General features: G+C 64.5%; 15 protein-coding genes. 10 read left to right on the top strand and 5 right to left on the bottom strand.

Annotated elements, in window-relative coordinates:
* Window positions 1–110: 110 nt before the first annotated feature.
* On the bottom strand, window positions 111–698 hold the full coding sequence (locus tag AC0L2F_RS12940; RefSeq protein WP_473248599.1) for a TetR/AcrR family transcriptional regulator: 588 nt from the start codon (window positions 696–698) through the stop codon (window positions 111–113).
* Between the two features lie 573 nt (window positions 699–1271).
* On the opposite strand from AC0L2F_RS12940, the gene purB reads away from it, so the two are divergent.
* Together purB and AC0L2F_RS12930 are read left to right on the top strand one after the other, a co-directional pair.
* Window positions 1272–2579: an adenylosuccinate lyase gene (gene purB / locus AC0L2F_RS12935; protein ID WP_473248598.1), complete on the top strand. Its 1308-nt coding sequence runs from the start codon at window positions 1272–1274 to the stop codon at window positions 2577–2579.
* Between the two features lie 107 nt (window positions 2580–2686).
* Window positions 2687–3859: a M20 aminoacylase family protein gene (locus AC0L2F_RS12930; protein ID WP_473248597.1), complete on the top strand. Its 1173-nt coding sequence runs from the start codon at window positions 2687–2689 to the stop codon at window positions 3857–3859.
* Window positions 3860–3892: 33 nt separating this feature from the next.
* Here the strand turns inward: AC0L2F_RS12930 and AC0L2F_RS12925 are convergent, their stop codons facing one another.
* The gene (locus AC0L2F_RS12925; RefSeq protein WP_473248596.1) at window positions 3893–5707 is read right to left on the bottom strand and encodes a caspase family protein; all 1815 of its coding nucleotides are present in this window, start codon (window positions 5705–5707) and stop codon (window positions 3893–3895) included.
* Between the two features lie 194 nt (window positions 5708–5901).
* Window positions 5902–7809 (bottom strand): acyl-CoA synthetase, encoded by a 1908-nt coding sequence (locus AC0L2F_RS12920; protein WP_473248594.1) that lies wholly within the window; start codon window positions 7807–7809, stop codon window positions 5902–5904.
* A gap of 270 nt (window positions 7810–8079) precedes the next feature.
* Here AC0L2F_RS12920 and AC0L2F_RS12915 point away from each other — a divergent pair, with 270 nt between their 5' ends.
* Window positions 8080–9189 (top strand): SecDF P1 head subdomain-containing protein, encoded by a 1110-nt coding sequence (locus AC0L2F_RS12915; protein ID WP_473248593.1) that lies wholly within the window; start codon window positions 8080–8082, stop codon window positions 9187–9189.
* 277 nt (window positions 9190–9466) lie between these two features.
* Window positions 9467–10273: a Crp/Fnr family transcriptional regulator gene (locus tag AC0L2F_RS12910; protein ID WP_007612089.1), complete on the top strand. Its 807-nt coding sequence runs from the start codon at window positions 9467–9469 to the stop codon at window positions 10271–10273.
* Between the two features lie 18 nt (window positions 10274–10291).
* On the opposite strand, the gene AC0L2F_RS12905 is transcribed toward AC0L2F_RS12910, so the two are convergent.
* Window positions 10292–10933: a glutathione S-transferase family protein gene (locus AC0L2F_RS12905; protein ID WP_063995777.1), complete on the bottom strand. Its 642-nt coding sequence runs from the start codon at window positions 10931–10933 to the stop codon at window positions 10292–10294.
* A gap of 242 nt (window positions 10934–11175) precedes the next feature.
* On the bottom strand, window positions 11176–11727 hold the full coding sequence (locus AC0L2F_RS12900; RefSeq protein WP_473248591.1) for a cytochrome b: 552 nt from the start codon (window positions 11725–11727) through the stop codon (window positions 11176–11178).
* A 173-nt stretch (window positions 11728–11900) separates the two neighbouring features.
* Here AC0L2F_RS12900 and murI point away from each other — a divergent pair, with 173 nt between their 5' ends.
* The 6 genes from murI (at window position 11901) to AC0L2F_RS12870 (ending at window position 16833) form a co-directional block, all read left to right on the top strand.
* Window positions 11901–12698 carry a glutamate racemase gene (gene murI, locus AC0L2F_RS12895; protein WP_473248590.1) on the top strand — a complete coding sequence of 266 codons (798 nt, stop codon included), beginning with the start codon at window positions 11901–11903 and terminating at the stop codon, window positions 12696–12698.
* A 62-nt stretch (window positions 12699–12760) separates the two neighbouring features.
* Window positions 12761–13534: an HpcH/HpaI aldolase family protein gene (locus AC0L2F_RS12890; protein WP_007612103.1), complete on the top strand. Its 774-nt coding sequence runs from the start codon at window positions 12761–12763 to the stop codon at window positions 13532–13534.
* A 72-nt stretch (window positions 13535–13606) separates the two neighbouring features.
* A complete protein-coding gene (locus AC0L2F_RS12885) occupies window positions 13607–13990 on the top strand; it encodes a cupin domain-containing protein (protein ID WP_473248589.1) in 384 nt (127 codons plus the stop codon).
* A 105-nt stretch (window positions 13991–14095) separates the two neighbouring features.
* Window positions 14096–14863 (top strand): hypothetical protein, encoded by a 768-nt coding sequence (locus AC0L2F_RS12880; RefSeq protein ID WP_007612105.1) that lies wholly within the window; start codon window positions 14096–14098, stop codon window positions 14861–14863.
* 196 nt (window positions 14864–15059) lie between these two features.
* Window positions 15060–15677, top strand: coding sequence for a 30S ribosomal protein S4 (gene rpsD, locus AC0L2F_RS12875; protein ID WP_007612106.1), 618 nt, complete (start codon window positions 15060–15062; stop codon window positions 15675–15677).
* A gap of 88 nt (window positions 15678–15765) precedes the next feature.
* Complete coding sequence (locus AC0L2F_RS12870) at window positions 15766–16833, top strand: threonine aldolase family protein (protein ID WP_007612107.1); 1068 nt, start codon at window positions 15766–15768, stop codon at window positions 16831–16833.
* The last annotated feature ends 12 nt before the right edge of the window (window positions 16834–16845 follow it).

The raw sequence follows: 16845 nt of genomic DNA, 5'->3' as shown, positions 1-16845 counted from the left end.
GGTGGTCACGAGAGAATCGTCGAGGCCAGGCCCGTCATCCTGCCGATCGCCAAAGGCATGAGCAGGAGCGGATCAAGCCCCAAGCTGCGATACGCGTTGGCTTCGCAACCTCACGCCGCCTTCAGCCCGCGCAACACCAGCGCGAGCGTCGCATCGACACGCGCCGAAAGATCGGCGTCCTTCCATTCGTCGGCGTGGGCCGGATGGTGGAAGCGGACGGTGGCATCGAAAATGGCGCGCGCGGTGGCCTTGACGTCGTCCACCTCGAACACGCCCTGCTTCACGCCGTCGGTCAGGATCGCCGCGATCTGGTCGATCATGGTGTCCTTGTGACACTTGACGGCTGCACAGGCCTCGCGCGCCAGGGTCAGATAGGTCTCGAACATCTCGGGATCGTCGAGCACGCGCGAACGCTTGGCGGCGAACAGGGTGCGCAGCCAGCGGTCGAGTCGCGCCGGGGCCGGGCCCTGCTCTTCGGCAAGCTGGCGTAATGGCGCGTCGATGCGGTCCAGCCAGCGTTTGGCGACAGCCTCGCGCAGCGAGGCCTTGCTCGGGAAATGGCGGTAGACGCTGCCGTGGCTCACATCGAGCGCACGGGCCACGTCGACCACTGTGGCCTTGGCGAGTCCGTAACGCCGCAGCACGTCCTCGGTGACTTCGAGGATCCGCTCCGGCGTCAAGACAACGGCTTCGTTCATGCCAGCACCATGTTCCCGTTGAGGGCTCAGTTACCCGGCGACGGAGCTGCTTCCGAAGCGCCCGTACCGGTCGTTTCGGAAAGCTCTCGCCTTAATGAGGCAGTTTTGCAGCCTGCGCCGCGATCTGGCGCGCCACCAGTAAATTGAGCCAATGCCCAATCGTCCCGGTCAAATTGATGATTTCGGTCGTCATTGTCGTAAGTCTCCAATCAATTGGCGGTCCCGATTGTTCAATTGCGACCCTCAATCCCCCATTTGTTTGGGACGTCGGGCTCCCGGGATGCCGCCAGACGCCCAATCGGAGCGTCCGAGTACGGATATACACGTCTCGCTGACAGATTTCAATATCTGTCAGTCAATGATCCGTGATTGACAGTTAATATCTGCGGGCCTCCCCCTTGAGGCGGGCGCCCATCGCCCCGCCGCCGATGGTCCTGTCCAGCCCAATCATCCCCCGCTACGTTGCCGGCGCGGTTTGTTTCGCCCTCCCCGCTCTGCTAGATCACGGCGTAAAAAGCATTTTGGCAGGTCGCCCCCTTCTGGGTCGCCCGCCCACCTTCCTGGAGCAGTCCAATGATCCCCCGCTATACCCGCCCGGAAATGGCCTCGATCTGGGAGCCGCAGACCCGGTTCAAGATCTGGTTCGAGATCGAGGCGCATGCGGCGGACGCGCTTGCCGAGCTCGGCACGATTCCCAAGGAGGCCGCCAAAACGGTCTGGGCCAAGGCCAAGGACGCCACTTTCGACGTCGCCCGCATCGACGAGATCGAGCGCGAGACCAAGCACGACGTCATCGCCTTCCTCACCCACCTTGCCGAGATCGTTGGCCCCGAGGCGCGCTTCGTGCATCAGGGCATGACCTCCTCCGACGTGCTCGACACCTGCCTCAACGTCCAGCTCACCCGCGCCGCCGACCTGCTGCTCGCCGACCTCGACAAGGTGCTGGCGGCGCTGAAGAAGCGCGCCCTCGAGCACAAGATGACGCCGACCATCGGCCGCAGTCACGGCATCCACGCAGAACCCGTGACCTTCGGCCTCAAGCTCGCCTATGCCTATGCGGAATTCTCGCGCGCTAGGGAGCGCCTGATCGCGGCGCGGAAGGAAGTCGCGACCTGCGCCATCTCCGGCGCTGTCGGCACTTTTGCCCAGATCGATCCGCGCGTCGAACAGCATGTTGCGAAGGCCATGGGCCTCGTCCCCGAGCCGATCTCGACGCAGGTGATCCCCCGCGACCGCCACGCGATGTATTTCTCGACGCTCGGCGTGATCGCTTCCTCGGTCGAGCGTTTCGCGGTGGAGATTCGCCACATGCAGCGCACCGAAGTGCTGGAAGCCGAGGAGTTCTTCTCCGAAGGGCAGAAGGGTTCGTCCGCGATGCCGCACAAGCGCAATCCGGTGCTCTCGGAAAACCTCACCGGCTTGTCACGCATGGTGCGCGCCTATGTGACGCCGGCGCTGGAAAACGTCGTGCTCTGGCACGAGCGCGACATCTCGCACTCCTCTGCCGAGCGCATGATGGGCCCCGACGCGACGGTGACGCTGGACTTCGCGCTGGTCCGCCTCGCCGGCCTGATCGACAAGCTGCTGGTGTACCCCGCCAACATGCAGAAGAACCTCGACCGCCTCGGCGGCCTGGTGCATTCGCAGCGCGTTCTGCTGGCGCTGACGCAGAAGGGCGCAAGCCGCGAGGACGCCTACAAGCTCGTGCAGCGCAACGCCATGCCGGTCTGGCGCGGCGAAGGCGACTTCCTCCAGCTTCTGAAGAAGGACGCAGAGGTGAAGAAGTATCTCACCGACGCCGAGATCGAGGAGCAGTTCGACCTCGGCTATCACTTCAAGCACGTCGACACGATCTTCAAGCGCGTGTTCGGCGAAAGCTGAACGTCATTCGTAGCCCGGGTGAGCGCAGCGACACCCGGGACTTCTCTCACAAAGATCCCGGATTTCGCTTCGCTCATCCGGGCTACAAATCAAGGCGGACCTTCCCCATGCCCATCGTCAACCGCGTTGCCGCCCTCTCCGACGAAATGGCCGCCTGGCGCCATGACTTCCACGAGAACCCGGAGCTGCAATACGACGTCCACCGCACCGCCGGCATCGTCGCCGACCGCTTGCGCGAGTTCGGCTGCGACGAGGTGGTGACGGGCATCGGCCGCACCGGCGTCGTCGGCGTGATCCGCGGCCGCAAGTCCGCCTCGGGCAAGACCATTGGCCTGCGCGCCGACATGGATGCACTGCCGATCATGGAGACGTCGGGCGTCGCCTACGCCTCCAAGGTCCCCGGCAAGATGCACGCCTGCGGCCATGACGGCCACACCGCCATGCTGCTCGGCGCCGCCAAATATCTCGCCGAGACGCGCAATTTCGACGGCACGGCCGTGGTGATCTTCCAGCCGGCGGAAGAAGGCGGCGGCGGCGGCAAGGCGATGGTCGAGGACGGGCTGATGACGCGCTGGAACATCCAGGAGGTCTATGGCATGCACAACATGCCGGGCCTACCAGAAGGACATTTCGCGACCACGCCCGGCGCGATGCTCGCCTCCTCCGACAACATCCAGATCACGGTCCACGGCAAGGGCGGCCACGCCGGCGCGGGTCCGCACAAGTCCATCGACAGCGTGCTGATCGGCGCACAGATCGTCAACGCGCTGCAATCGATCGTCGCGCGCAACGTCGATCCGCTGAAATCCGCCGTCATCTCGATCACGCAATTCCACTCCGGCACGGCCTTCAACATCATCCCGGAGATCGCCGAACTCGGCGGCACCGTGCGCACGCTCGATCCTGAAGTGCGCGATCTCGTCGAGCGCCGCATCGGCGAAGTCGCCGACAGCGTGGCACGCGCCTATGGCGGCTCGGCCGAGACGAAATACACGCGGATGTATCCGGTGACGATGAACCATGCGCGCGAGGCCGGCCTTGCCGCCGACGTCGCCCGCGACATCGTCGGCGCCGACCGCGTCAACGACAAGTTCATTCCCATGATGGGCGCTGAAGACTTTTCCTTCATGCTGGAAGCGCGCCCCGGCGCGATGATCCTGGTCGGCATGGGCGACGGCAACGAGTGCCACCACCCCAGCTACATCTTCAACGACAACATTCTGGGCCATGGCGCGTCCTATTGGGCGCGACTCGTCGAAACGCGGATGCCGGCGGGGTAGGTCAGGCAGCGGCGGTGGGAAGGCCCGGTTTTGTCAGTTGCAAATCTCGCCGGTAATCTTCGTGACTCCGTTGCCTGGACCGGGCACAAAACTAAGGCGGCAACCCTTTGCGACTGGTCTGCAGCCTGCTTGGCCGCAGACGATCTGACCGGATGCTTGCGACTTCGGTGTCGCAGATTCCGCCTGTTTCCGGTCCTGATCGCTCCTCTTTGCGTCCTCGCGCGTCGCGACCGGCTTCTTCTCCGGCACCTTCTCGCATTCGTTGTCGTCACCGACGCGATAACCGGCCCGGCAGGTGATCTTCACGCATTGATCGCCGTCGGCCTTGGAGCCGAAATTGCAAATGAGCGGGCAGACCCGTCCGGGCTTCGCTTTCAGGGCGTCGAGTGCGTCGACGCTTGCAAGCTTGGCGTCGAACTGGGTGCCGGCATATTTGTTGAACAGTGTCAGCGAGCGCTGCGAGGCTGAATTCCAGTCGCCGTCCGCAGCCGAGGCAAAGCAGCCGACGCGGCGCAATTCGCTCTGCACGGATTTTGTCAGATCAGCCGCCGACAATGTGGATGCCGGCGCCGGCGCAAGAGCTGCAACTTTTTGCTCGACCTCAGGCATCTGCCGATCGGCCGTCGGCTTTGCCGCCTGCTCCGCCTTCTCGGCGGCCTGCTTGGCGGCAAGTTCGGCCTTGGCCTTCTCCGCCGCCTGCTTCTCGGCCTGTGCTTTTGCCGCGGCAGCTTCGGCCAGCTTGCGCTGGTGCTCCGCCGCGTCCGCTCTTGCTTGCTCGATCTGCTTCTGCTTCTCCGCCGCGATCCGCGCCTCTTCGGCCGCTTTGGCCGCCGCGGCCGCCTTGTCCTGCTCGGCCTTCTGAGCGCGTTCGGCAATAAGCCTTGCCTTCTGCTGCTCGGCCGCATTCGCTTTCTGCTCGGCTGACGCGCGCGTCTCTTCAGCGGCGATCTTGTTCATCTGGCCCTTAGCCAGGTTGGCATAGAAACCGTCGTGATATTGCGCCAGGAAGGCTTCCCAACCGTCGCGCGTGGCAAGCTGCAGCGCGAGCTCGTAATCCCTGCGAATAGAATCCTGCGGACTGGCCTGCGGCCCGGTCGCGGCCGGTTTGATTGCCACCAGCGGTACATCGTCGCCGCCGAGCGAGCCGTAGACATAGGGCTCCTGCTTGTAGCCGGTGCTCTTGAGCACGTCGTCGCGCACGAATCCGAACGCCTTGCGCAGGTCGAGGCCCGGCTTCGGAAGGTGCTCGACCAAAGCGACGGCGAACGGGCTGTTTCTGGAATCGCCGTCGGACGCGGTCGAACCGGCCTTCGCGGCGAACGCAATCATGGTGTTGGGGCTGGTCGGCTCGACCTTGGCAAGCCCCCTTCCGATCGCGCGCGAGGCCAGCGTCCGCTTCATGGTCTTGGAAAACGGATTGTCGCGGCAGGCATCCAGGATGATCAGGCGCAGCTGCTTGGCCGGCTCCACCGCGAACAGCGCGCGCTCCACCGGGATGGTCTCGTCGAGCACGTCGCCATCGGTCTCCAGCGTCGCGTCAACCGGAATAAGATAGTTGGTGCCTTCCAGCTCGATGCCATGGCCGGCGTAGTAAATGACCGCCATGTCGGCATCGCGCGTCCTGCCGGCAAACTCACGCAACATGCGCCGCATCTCGCTGGCACTGAGATCCAGCCTGACATCAACGGAATCAAAGCCCGCCTTCTTGAACATGCCGCCGACCAGAGTGGCATCGTTGACGGGATTGCCGAGCTTGGGCGCGCTCTTGTAAGTGGAATTGCCAATGACAAGCGCGACCCGCCGGTCCGCATGGGCCGGTCCGCAGGCGAGGCCAATGGCCAAAATCAACAAAGCAAATATCCGAAACGGAATCACTTGCGTCCCCCCGGATGCAATTCCACGAGACTATTCGGACCATGTCTCAATTGCCAACGCTTCCTATGTGATATTTGTCACATAGGGGCTCTATCGGGCGTATGGATAATGCGGCGAAGCGTCGCCCTGCTTTCGCAGCTGACGGCCGAAGCCGTCTGTTGAGCCCGTTACATTTGCACCACCTCGTGGCGCATCACGAACGGTGCAAGCAGTGCGTGCACCTCGCTCGCAACCGCTTCGTACCGATCCGCCGGCAGGCCCGCCAGCGTCACAGTGGCGATCGAACCGTGGCTGCCGTGAGCGCCGACCCTGACCTTGCAGTCGATGCCGCGCTCAGTGAGCGGTGTCAGCACCTTGGTGAACACGCGCTGGGCTGCGTCCCAGCGCAGCTGCGGCTTGAACACCTTGCCGACGCCCGTCACCGGCATTGGATCGATCGGGATGACCTGCACCGGGACAGCCGCGCGCTCCGGCGTGCGCTCGCGCACCCATGTCTCCAGCTCGCCCGGTTCGACGGTCGCGCCCGGCTTCAGCTGCACATAGCCCACCGGCAGCTCGCCGGCATAGGCGTCGGGCTGGCCGACCACGGCGGCGAAGCCGACGGCGGGATGCCGGAACATGATCTCCTCGATCGGCGCCGGATCGATGTTGTGGCCGCCGCGGATCACGAGATCCTTGGCGCGGCCGGTGATCCAGAGATAGCCGTCGGCATCGAGCCGGCCAAGATCGCCGGAATTGACCCAGACTTCATCGACGAAGGCACCCTTGTTGTGCTCGTCGTTGAGATAGCCGCCGAACACGCCTGGGCCGGCCATGATGACGACGCCAATCTCGTCCGGCGCGCAGTCGCGGATCAGCTTGCCCTCGCCATCGAGCTGGACGATGCGGACGCGCGCGTAGGGCATGGGAAGGCCGACCGAACCGAGCCGGATCGGCCGCGACCGATAGGCCAGCGTGTGAACGCTCGATGTCTCGGTCATGCCGTAGACCTCGACGACCGGCAGCTTGAGCTTGTCCTGGATTGCAGACCCGACCGCGACCGGGATCGCGGAGCCGCCGCCGGCTGCATATTTCAGGCTGGAGATGTCCGCATTGCCAGGCGGCACAGCGAGCGTCGCGGCGAGTACCGTCGGGACGCTCGACAGCGCCTCCGGCTTGAAGCGCTCGACCAGCCCCCAGATGTTCTTCACGGAATTCGGATTGCGCCATCCGCTAGGCGACAGCACGACCAGCGAACCGCCGGCCGACAGCGTCGTCAGCACCTGCGTCAGCGAGCCCCCGACGTGAAACAGCGGCATGCCGAACAGCATGTTGGCGCCCGGCTTCGACTTCAGCAGCAGATTGAGCGCCCAGGCCTGATAGACTTGGTTGGTATGGGTGTGCCGCACCAGCTTTGGCGTGCCGGTGGTGCCGCCGGTGTGGAAATAGGCGGCGACGTCGCTGCCCAAAATCTTTCGTCCGCTGATCAGGCGGTCCGAAGGCTGCTGCTTGATCAGGTCGCTGAAAGCAAAGACTCCCTTCCCCGGGTCACCGCCACCGAACACCTGTACGATCGCCTTGAGATGCTTGAGTTGCGGCCTGATCTGCTCGACTTTCTGCCAGATGTCGGTGCCCGGCATCGGCCCGAGCGCCACCAGGACTTTTGTGTTCGCCGCTTCCAGAATCTCCGCAATTTGGTGCGGCTCCAGCAGCGGGTTGACGGGATTGGCGATGCCGGCGGCCTCCGCGCCGAACAGCGTTACGAAGGCGTCGGGCACCAGCGGCAGCATGAAGCTGACGACGTCGCCCTTCTCGACGCCCAGCGCGTGAAACATGTTGGCGGCCTGCGTGACGCGCGCGATGAGGTCGCGGTATGCGACCACGACCGGCGTGTCGGCCGGATCGGCATTTTGCAGGAACTGGATTGCCGGCCCGTCGGGGTTACGGCCCGCACCCAGTCTGATGGCGTCGTAAGTGCTCTCGGCCGCGACGCGATCGACGTAGGGGACCTGCTCGAAGGCTCGAACCTCGGCGTCCGTCGCCAGGTCCGGATAGTCGCTGCCGATGAGCCGATCGAGCGCGTGGATGCCCGCCATGAAATTCCGTCCTCCCTCAGATGCATGTCCCCGCGCCCTGTCTTTTGACTTTGGGGTTTGGCGGGCCTCGACCGATTGGCCGGCCGAGCAGGGCCAGAATGATGGATGATTTGGCGTTCGTCCATGACCTACCGTCGGCGACAATGGGCTCTGGCAAAGGCCTTTGAACCTGCGCGCCCGATCCGGGGACCAAGAACTGGCATCGGACTCACATGCCGGCTTCCTTGCCAGCCCCGTTGCCAGCGCCCTGCCGCAAGACTTGAGGTGATCATGACTACGCCCCCGCGGGATTGCGCCACCCGGCTGTTCATCACGTTCGCCGTCACCACGGGGATCTTGACATCGGTGATCATGACATCGGTGATGGCCCTGCCCCGCGCGGCGCTCGCGGAGGATGGCCAGCTCGACAAGATGCGCGCCAAGATCTCGGCCTTCATCAGCGACAAGATGGAGAAGCTTGGCGGGTCACGCATCGTCTACAAGGTGGACACCGATGGTCTGCGCGAGAGCGTCGTCACGGATTTGCGCGACGACGTCTACAAGAACCTGCGCGAGGGCAAGATCGCCTTCTCCGGTCTTGCGATCCGCGACGGCGGCGTCGAGTTGAAGATTGCCGACGTCAAGGGCCGCGAGCAACTCGCGCGCAAGCTCGGGTCAGCGGCGGAAGGATTGCCGTCGCATGCACTCGCCGTGACCGACGGCGGCGACGGACTGGTCAGGCTCGCGCCGACCAATGCGGCATCCGCCGCGCGGTTGCACGAACTCGTCGAAGATGCCATCGCCATGATCGAGCAGCGTCTGAAGGAGGCCGGCGTCCAGCTCGCCAGCGTCCAGCCCGATGGCACCGACCGCATCCGAATCTTCCTGCCCGGCGTGATGGAGCCCGAGCGCGTCACCGCAGTCTTCGCCCGAAGGGTCAAGGTCGGCTTCCGCCTGATCGACCTCTCGATGCCGCCGGAGCAGGCGCAATCCGGCACGCCGCCGACAGGCACGGAAGTCCTGCCCGGCTTCAAGGACAAGAGCCTTTATCTGGTCGTCAAGGACAGCGTGCTCGACGGCGACGACATCAGCTATGCGGGCCCGGGATTTGCGAGCGCCACGAAAGAGCCGATCGCCTCGTTCCGCTTCAACGGCCGCGGCACGCGGCGCTTTGCCCACATCACCGAGGAGAATATCGCAAAGCCGTTCGCCATCGTGCTCGACGGCAAGGTGATCTCCGCCCCCATAATCCGCGAGCCCATCACCGGCGGCTCTGGCCAGATCTCCGGCAATTTCACCCTGGAGGAAGCAAACAGCGTCGCCATGCTGCTGCGCGCCGGTTCGCTGCCGGGGCACCTCGGCCTGGTCGAGCAGCAGGTCGTGCCGCCCGCCAAGCCCTGAGGCGGGGGATCGCCCCACGCCCAGGCCTGGTCCCGCCCCGCCCCGTCGGCCGCCGAGGTCCACCACGCCTAGGCTCGTAGCCGGTGGCCCCCGAATCGCGGGCGCGCCACGGTCATACGCACCGCCAAACAGGCAATTGCCGAAACGCCCGATCAGGCTAAAATTTGCCTCTTGCGGCACGGCGGCCGAAAGCCTCATTCAAGCGGTCGTCGTTCGATTTCGGCTATAGGTGTCGAGAATACGACCGTGACTGAAGGCCTTACCCGGGGATAGTACCATGCCGTCCGGCAGCGCAGACATTTCGTCGATCCTCGACCGCATTCTCGAGGCGGCGACGGATAACCTCAGGATCGCGAAGATCCTGGTCCAGATGGGCCTCGATCCAAACAATGTCACCTATGACTCGATCTTCAATCGGATGCTGGAGATCTTCGTCCAGAACATCACGCTGGCTAATATGTTCGCCGCGGTCGGGGCCGGCTTCTTCGTCGCCACGCTCCTGATGCGGACCATGGTGCCGCTGCGCGTCGCCAACATGGTCGGCTGCGCGTTCTTCGCCGTCTTCGGCGCGCTCTCCGCCAACGTCTCGACCTTCCTGCTCTATCTCCTGCTGCTACCGATCAACGCCTTGCGCCTGCGGCAGATGCTCAAGCTCGTCAAGAAGGCGCGCCATGCGGCCGAAGGCGACATGTCGATCGAATGGCTCAAGCCGTTCATGACCGAACGCAAATATCGCCGCGGCGACACGCTGTTCAAACTCGGCGATCCAGCCAAGGAGATGCTCCTCACGGTCACCGGCAAATTCCTGGTCAAGGAGATCAATATCGAGATCATGCCGGGCGCGCTGATGGGCGAGCTCGGCTTCCTCACGCCGGGCAACCGGCGCACCGGAACGATTGAATGCATCGAAGACGGGCAGGTGCTGACGATTACCTATGACCGGTTGCTCGAGATCTACTTCCAGGATCCGCAGTTCGGCTACTACTTCCTGGTGCTGACCAGCCAGCGGCTACTGCAGAACATCGATCGCTTGCAGAAGCAGCTGGCGTCGGAGCGGACGGCGACCACGAACAGGATCGCTTGATAGCCTGCACGCCGCCGTTCAGTCCAAGAGCAACGCCATGCCCGGATCGCCCTTCTCCATCGCACGCCGGTAGCCCGCCCGCGCGCTGATGCGGCCGAGATATTTGACCACGTCCGGACAGCGCTGGAGGTCATAGGGCTGGAAGTAGCGCATCGTGGTGAGCGAGAACACCGTCATGATGTCGGCGGTCGTGAAGGCGCTGCCCGCAAGATATTCGGCCTCGCGAAGCCTTGCGTCGAGAAGATCGTAGGCCCGATCGAGACGCCCCTTCATCGCGAGCAGGGTCGGATTGTCCTTGGCGAGATCAAGCCGGCTCAGGATCATCATCCTCCCCATGCCGGGTTGCAGGGTGCCATTGGCGAAATGAAGCCAATACAGAAATTGCGCGAAGGCGGGATCAGTGGGACCGAGCACGAGTCGGCCGTCGCCATATTTTGCCACGATGTAGTCGACGACGGCGCCGGATTCCGCCAGCACCAGCTCACCGTCGGTGATCACCGGCGCCGCCCCGATCGGATGCAGCGCCTTGTACTCGGCCGGAGCCAGCATGGTGACGGGATCGCGCGTATAGCGCTTCAGCTCGTAGGGAATCCCCAGCTCCTCGCACAGCCAGACGATACGCTCGGATTGCGATTTGCCGAGATGATGGACGGTGAGCATGAGGCTTCCTGCGAGTTGCGGGTTTGATCAGACTTGGCGCCGCATCATACTCCGTCATTGCGATGTCGAAGCAATGTCATTCCATAACCGTCACCCTGAGGTGGCCGCTTCTTCAGCGGCCCTCGAAGGGCGACGGCCCGGCTGCATCCGGCCGCTCATCCTTCGAGGCTCCGATTGCGATGCATGCGCATCGCAATCTTCGCACCTCAGGATGACGGATCGAACAGAAGCACGAAGCCGCCCTACCCCGCCTCGTCCGTCACCATCCGCGCCACGACGCGGTCGCGGCGGATGAAATGGTGCCACAGGGCGGCGATCACGTGAACCGCGATCAAGGCGAGCAGCACATAGGCAAAGAGGATGTGGCGGTCTTCATAGGCGCCCGCCGCCGCGCGGTCGGGAGCGGTGAATTGCGGCACGTGGAACAGGCCGAAGAAATCCGAATAATCAGGTGCGTGCGCACCGGAATGCGCCCAGCCGAGCATGGTGACGACGATGACGGCGAGGTAGAGCGCACCGTGGCTGACATAGGCCGCGACCTTCTGCCAGCGCGAGGCCTCGGCCGGCATGGTCGGCGTCGGGTTGACGAGGCGCCACACCAGGCGCAGCACCGTGAGCAGCAGGATCACGTAGCCGATATCGGCGTGGATCGAGCGGTAGAAGAAACGGTCGGGACGCGCCGGGATGTGGTTCATCCACCACCCGAAGCCGATCATGCCGAGGATGGTCAGCGCCAGACTCCAGTGCAGCCATCGGGAAATGCTGCCCCAGCCGTGACTGGTATTTCTGATCATCTCGGCTCTCCGGAGTTTTGCGGGCCTGTCCCTATCCGCACCGCAGTACGGCAGCTGATAGCGGGACCATGCGGCAATCGCGAAATTGAATCGTTCCAAATTGGCCCTCAGCGCACCTGCCGCAAAACCGCCCCAAAAACCGAATGGTAACCATGTCGGGCTAGAGTGATCACGTGACCAATTCTCCGACGATTCTGGTGTTCGATTCCGGCCTTGGCGGGCTCACGGTCCTGCGTGAGGTCGTGGCCGCGCGCTCCGACGCGCATTATGTCTACGTCGCGGACGACGCCTTCTTCCCATACGGCCACCACAGCGAGGACGAGATCATCGCCCGCGTGGTGCCGCTGATGGGGGAATTGGTCGGCACGCACGATCCTGACCTCGTCGTCATCGCCTGCAACACGGCGTCCACCCTGGTCCTATCGCATCTGCGCGCCGCTTATTCCCTGCCCTTTGTCGGCACTGTGCCGGCGATCAAGCCGGCCTGCGCGCAGTCGAGGAGCCGGCGCGTGTCGGTGCTCGGCACCAAGGGCACGGTGAAGCGCGAATACACCAAGGCGCTAATCCGCGATTTCGCGCAGGGTTGCGAGGTGACACTGGTCGGCTCGCCCGAGCTGGCCGCGCTGGCTGAAGCCGAGCTCAGCGGCTCTCCCGTCAGCGACGACGCCATCCTCGCCGAGCTCGCCCCGTGTTTCGTCGGCGATGCCGGAGACGCAGGCGCACGCACCGACACCGTGGTGCTAGCCTGCACGCATTATCCACTGCTGCTCGACCGGCTGAAAAAGCTCGCGCCCTGGCCGGTCGACTGGATCGATCCGGCGCCCGCGATCGCCCGCCGCGTCTCGGATCTGCTCGGCCCGCACACCGGTGACATCGCGCAATCCGGCGCCGAGATGATCTTCACCTCGAACCGCGTGCATGGCCTTTCGGCCATGCTGACGCCGTTCTTCGGCGGCCGCATTCCGGCCTGACCTTGCGCCTCGACAGCGCGCTGCTAGGCTCCGCCGTCGTCGTTTCCTGCAGGTTCTTTCCCATGTCCGTCCCGACCACGCCGCTCAACCGTCTCCGCCAGCTCTGGCGCGAGGGTCGTCCCGCCTTCGGCGCCATCGCGACGATCCCGAGCGTGCAGACCGTGCAGATCATGGCGCGCTCACTCGACTGGATCATCGTCGATCTCGAGCATGGGCCGATTGGACTGACCGAAGCTCATGCGATGATCGCGGCCACCACCGGCACACCTTGCACACCGCTGGTGCGGATCGCGGCTAACGAGCCATGGCTTGCGAAGGCACCGATGGACATCGGCGCCTTCGGCATCAATTTCCCGATGATCACCAATCGCGCGGAGGCTGAGAAAGCGGTGCGCAGCGTGCGCTATCCGCCCCGCGGCGATCGGCTCTGGGGTCCGTTCCATGCGCCATTCCGCTGGGGCCAGTCGATGCCGGACTACATGGCCAGTGCCGACGACGAGATGATCTGCATGATCACCATCGAGCACGTCGACGCCGTCAACCGCATCGACGAGATCATGGCCACGCCCGGCATCGACGTCGCCGTGATCGGCCCCGGCGATCTCGCCACCTCCATCAACAAGCGCGGACAGATGGACGATCCGGAATTGCTGGAGCTGGTGGCGCGGGCCGAGGCCGGCATCCTCAGAAGCGGCGTGCCGATCGGCGGCGTGGCGCGTACCGCAGACCAGGCCAACGCCCTGGTCGATCGCGGCTACCGTGCGATCGCACTCGGTTTCGACTGGTCGCTGTTCCAGCGCGGCATCATGGCGGCGTTCGAGGGGATCAAGCGCTGACGGCGAAGCCGATTGCCACCTTGCCGGGAACAGCGGCGCTGCTAGGCTCAGTCGTTCCAGGGAGGAAAAACCATGCTCAAAAAGACTTTGCTCGCTGTCGCCTTCACCGGCCTCGCTGTTGCGGCCTTCGCCCAGCAGCCCGGCATCAAGCGCACCCCGCTCCAGAAGGTCGAATTTCCGGATGGCTACAACACCGTCACCGCCATCGCGGAAGTCCCGGCGGGCGGCTCGGCCGGACGCCATACCCATCCGGGCATTGAGACCGGCTACGTGCTCGAAGGTGAACTCAATCTCCTCATCGACGGGCAGCCGGAAAAGACGCTGAAAGCCGGCGATTCCTACCAGATCCCGGCAGGCGTCGTGCATGACGCCAAAGCCCACGGCGATAAGGCTATGAAGGTGCTTGGGGTTTACGTCGTCGACAAGACCAAGCCGCTGGCCTCGCCGGCGCCCTGATGCGGCGAACCGACCGGCCCTGAGCTCGTTGGTTCGTGCTAGAGCAGGCGGCGAGCGGGACCCCCGCTCGCTGCACAAACTTTAATCAGGGGAAACCAAAGAGCGATGCGCGGGACTCCCAAGACCATTTCGCTGCCGCGTCGCCTGATTATCGACCTCATGCACGCCTCGATGGGCGTGCCCTTCGTGTCGCTTTCACGTTCGCTCGATATCGGCCCCCTGCTGGAGGCTCGCGCGGGCGCGATGGCGCCAGCCGGCTGGGCGGCCATGTTCGTCAAGGCTTTTGCCCTCGTCGCCAGGGACGAGCCGGTCCTGCGTACCGTCTATGCCAAATGGCCCTGGCCGTCGCTCTACGAGCTGCCGACGAGCGTGGCGTCGGTGGCCATTGCCCGGGTCGAGGGCGGCGAGGAATGCGTGATCCCGCAGCGAATCGCGGCTCCCGAGGCCATGACGCTGGCTGCGGTCGACGCCGAGATCCGGCGCGCCAAGACCGCCCCGATCGACGAAATTCCCATGTTCCGCAAGATCATGCGGGCCACCCGCCTGCCGCTGCCGCTGCGGCGGCTGTCCTGGGCGATGGGGCTGAACTTCGGCCGGCAGCGCGGCAACTGGTTCGGCAGCTTCGCGGTGAGCTCGGTGGCCGCCTATGGCGGCGGCGAGCTTCACCCCATCACACCGGGGCCTTTCATCGTCAGCTATGGGGTGGTCGGGCCTGATCAGACCATCCATGTCGTAATCCGCTGGGATCACCGGGTCACCGATGGCGCCCCAATCGCCCGGGTCCTGACCCGGCTGGAACAGGTCCTGAACACTGAAATCGCTGCCGAATTGCAGGCGGCGGGCCCCAAGCCGATCCGGGCGGTCGGGACGTGATTTCAGGCATTCGCATTGACAGCGAGCCCCAAATCCCCCTAAAAGCCGCTTGCTCGCGGGCCGATTTCGGCCCGCGAAGCGTTTCGCGACCCGCGGTCCCGTCCCTTAAGCTTTGGGGATCGGACCTGTCAGTGCCGGGCTAGCCCGTCACACAGGAGGGCGCGTTTCCTCAAACCATGTACCTGAAGAGGACGCGATGACTAAGCGCAGTGAGGCGAAGTACAAACTCGATCGCCGTATGGGCCAGAACATCTGGGGCCGCCCGAAGAGCCCCGTGAACCGCCGCGAATACGGCCCCGGCCAGCATGGCCAACGTCGCAAGGGCAAGCTCTCCGACTTCGGCGTGCAGCTGCGCGCCAAGCAGAAGCTGAAGGGCTATTACGCCAACATCTCCGAGCGTCAGTTCCACAGCATCTACGTCGAGGCCAGCCGCCTCAAGGGTGACACCGGCGAGAACCTGATCGGCCTGCTCGAGCGCCGTCTCGACGCGGTTGTGTACCGCGCCAAGTTCGTCTCCACGATCTTCGCCGCGCGCCAGTTCATCAACCACGGCCACGTCAAGGTGAACGGCCGCAAGGTCAACATCTCGAGCTATCTGGTCAAGATCGGCGACGTGATCGAGGTCAAGGAAGCCTCGAAGCAGCTCGCCCACGTCCTCGAAGCCAGCCAGCTCTCCGAGCGTGACACCCCCGACTATCTCGAAGTCGACCACGGCAAGATGACCGCGAAATACATTCGCATCCCCCACCTCTCCGACGTGCCGTTCCCGGTGCAGATGGAGCCGCATCTGGTCGTCGAATTCTATTCGCGCTAAGATCTGAATATCGAAAGGCCCCGGTTCGCCGGGGCCTTTTTGCTTAAGAGCCACACTTCATTGGCCGTTTGCCTTCAGGAGGCGTCGCATGCTCTACACCCCTCCCCCGATCGACCCCAAAGCGCCGCCGGTGCGCATCAATCTGCTCTCGGACACGCAGACCAAGCCGACACCTGCGATGCGCGAGGCGATGGCGCGGGCGGAGGTCGGCGACGAGCAGGTCGGCGACGATCCGACCGTGAACGCGCTGTGCGAGCGCGTCGCCGAGTTGCTCGGCAAGGAAGCCGCCGTGTACATGCCGTCAGGCACGATGTGCAACGTCACCGCGACGCTGGTGCATTGCCGCCCCGGCGACGAGATCCTCGCCCATGAGAGCGCCCACATCATCGCGCGCGAGGGCGGCGCGCATGCCGCGATCGGCGGCTTTCAAGTCACGCAATTGAAGGGACCCGACGGCCAGTTCACGCCGGAGACCTTTCGCAGAGCGCTGCATCCGCGCACGCGCTACCAGCCGCCACAGACGGTGGTCAGCGTCGAGCAGACCGCCAATATCGGCGGCGGCACGATCTGGAAGAAGGCTGCGCTCGACGAGATCGTCGCGATCGCGAAACAACATGGCCTCGTCACCCACATGGACGGCGCGCGCCTGCTCAACGCCACTGTCGCGAGCGGCATCTCGCCGCGCGACATGACCGCGGGCTGGGATTCGGCCTGGATCGACTTCTCGAAGGGCTTGGGCGCGCCGATCGGCGGCGTGCTGGCGGGCTCGCGCGCCTTCATCGATGCGGTCTGGCAGTGGAAGCAGCGGCTCGGCGGCTCGATGCGACAGGCCGGAATCTGTGCCGCGGCCTGCATCTACGCGCTCGACCATCACGTCGAGCGGCTTGCCGACGATCACGCCAATGCGCGCGCGCTCGCCCGCGGTCTGTCGCAGATCGCAGGAATCGAGGTGCAGGAGCCCGAGACCAACCTGGTGTTCTTCAAGCCCGATGGTGCCGGCATTCCCGGCGACAAGATGGTCGCGGCGCTACGCCAGCGCGGCGTGACGCTTGCAATGATGGACGGTCGCATCCGCGCCTGCACCCATCTCGACGTCAACGCGAGTCAGATCGAGGAGACGATCGGCTACGTGCGCGAAATCGTGCGCGGAGCGTAAGTCCCGTAGCCC

It is taken from the genome of Bradyrhizobium sp. Ken64, assembly GCF_055807555.1.
Note: the sequence above shows the minus strand (reverse complement) of the source record. Positions and strands in the feature narration are given on the sequence as shown.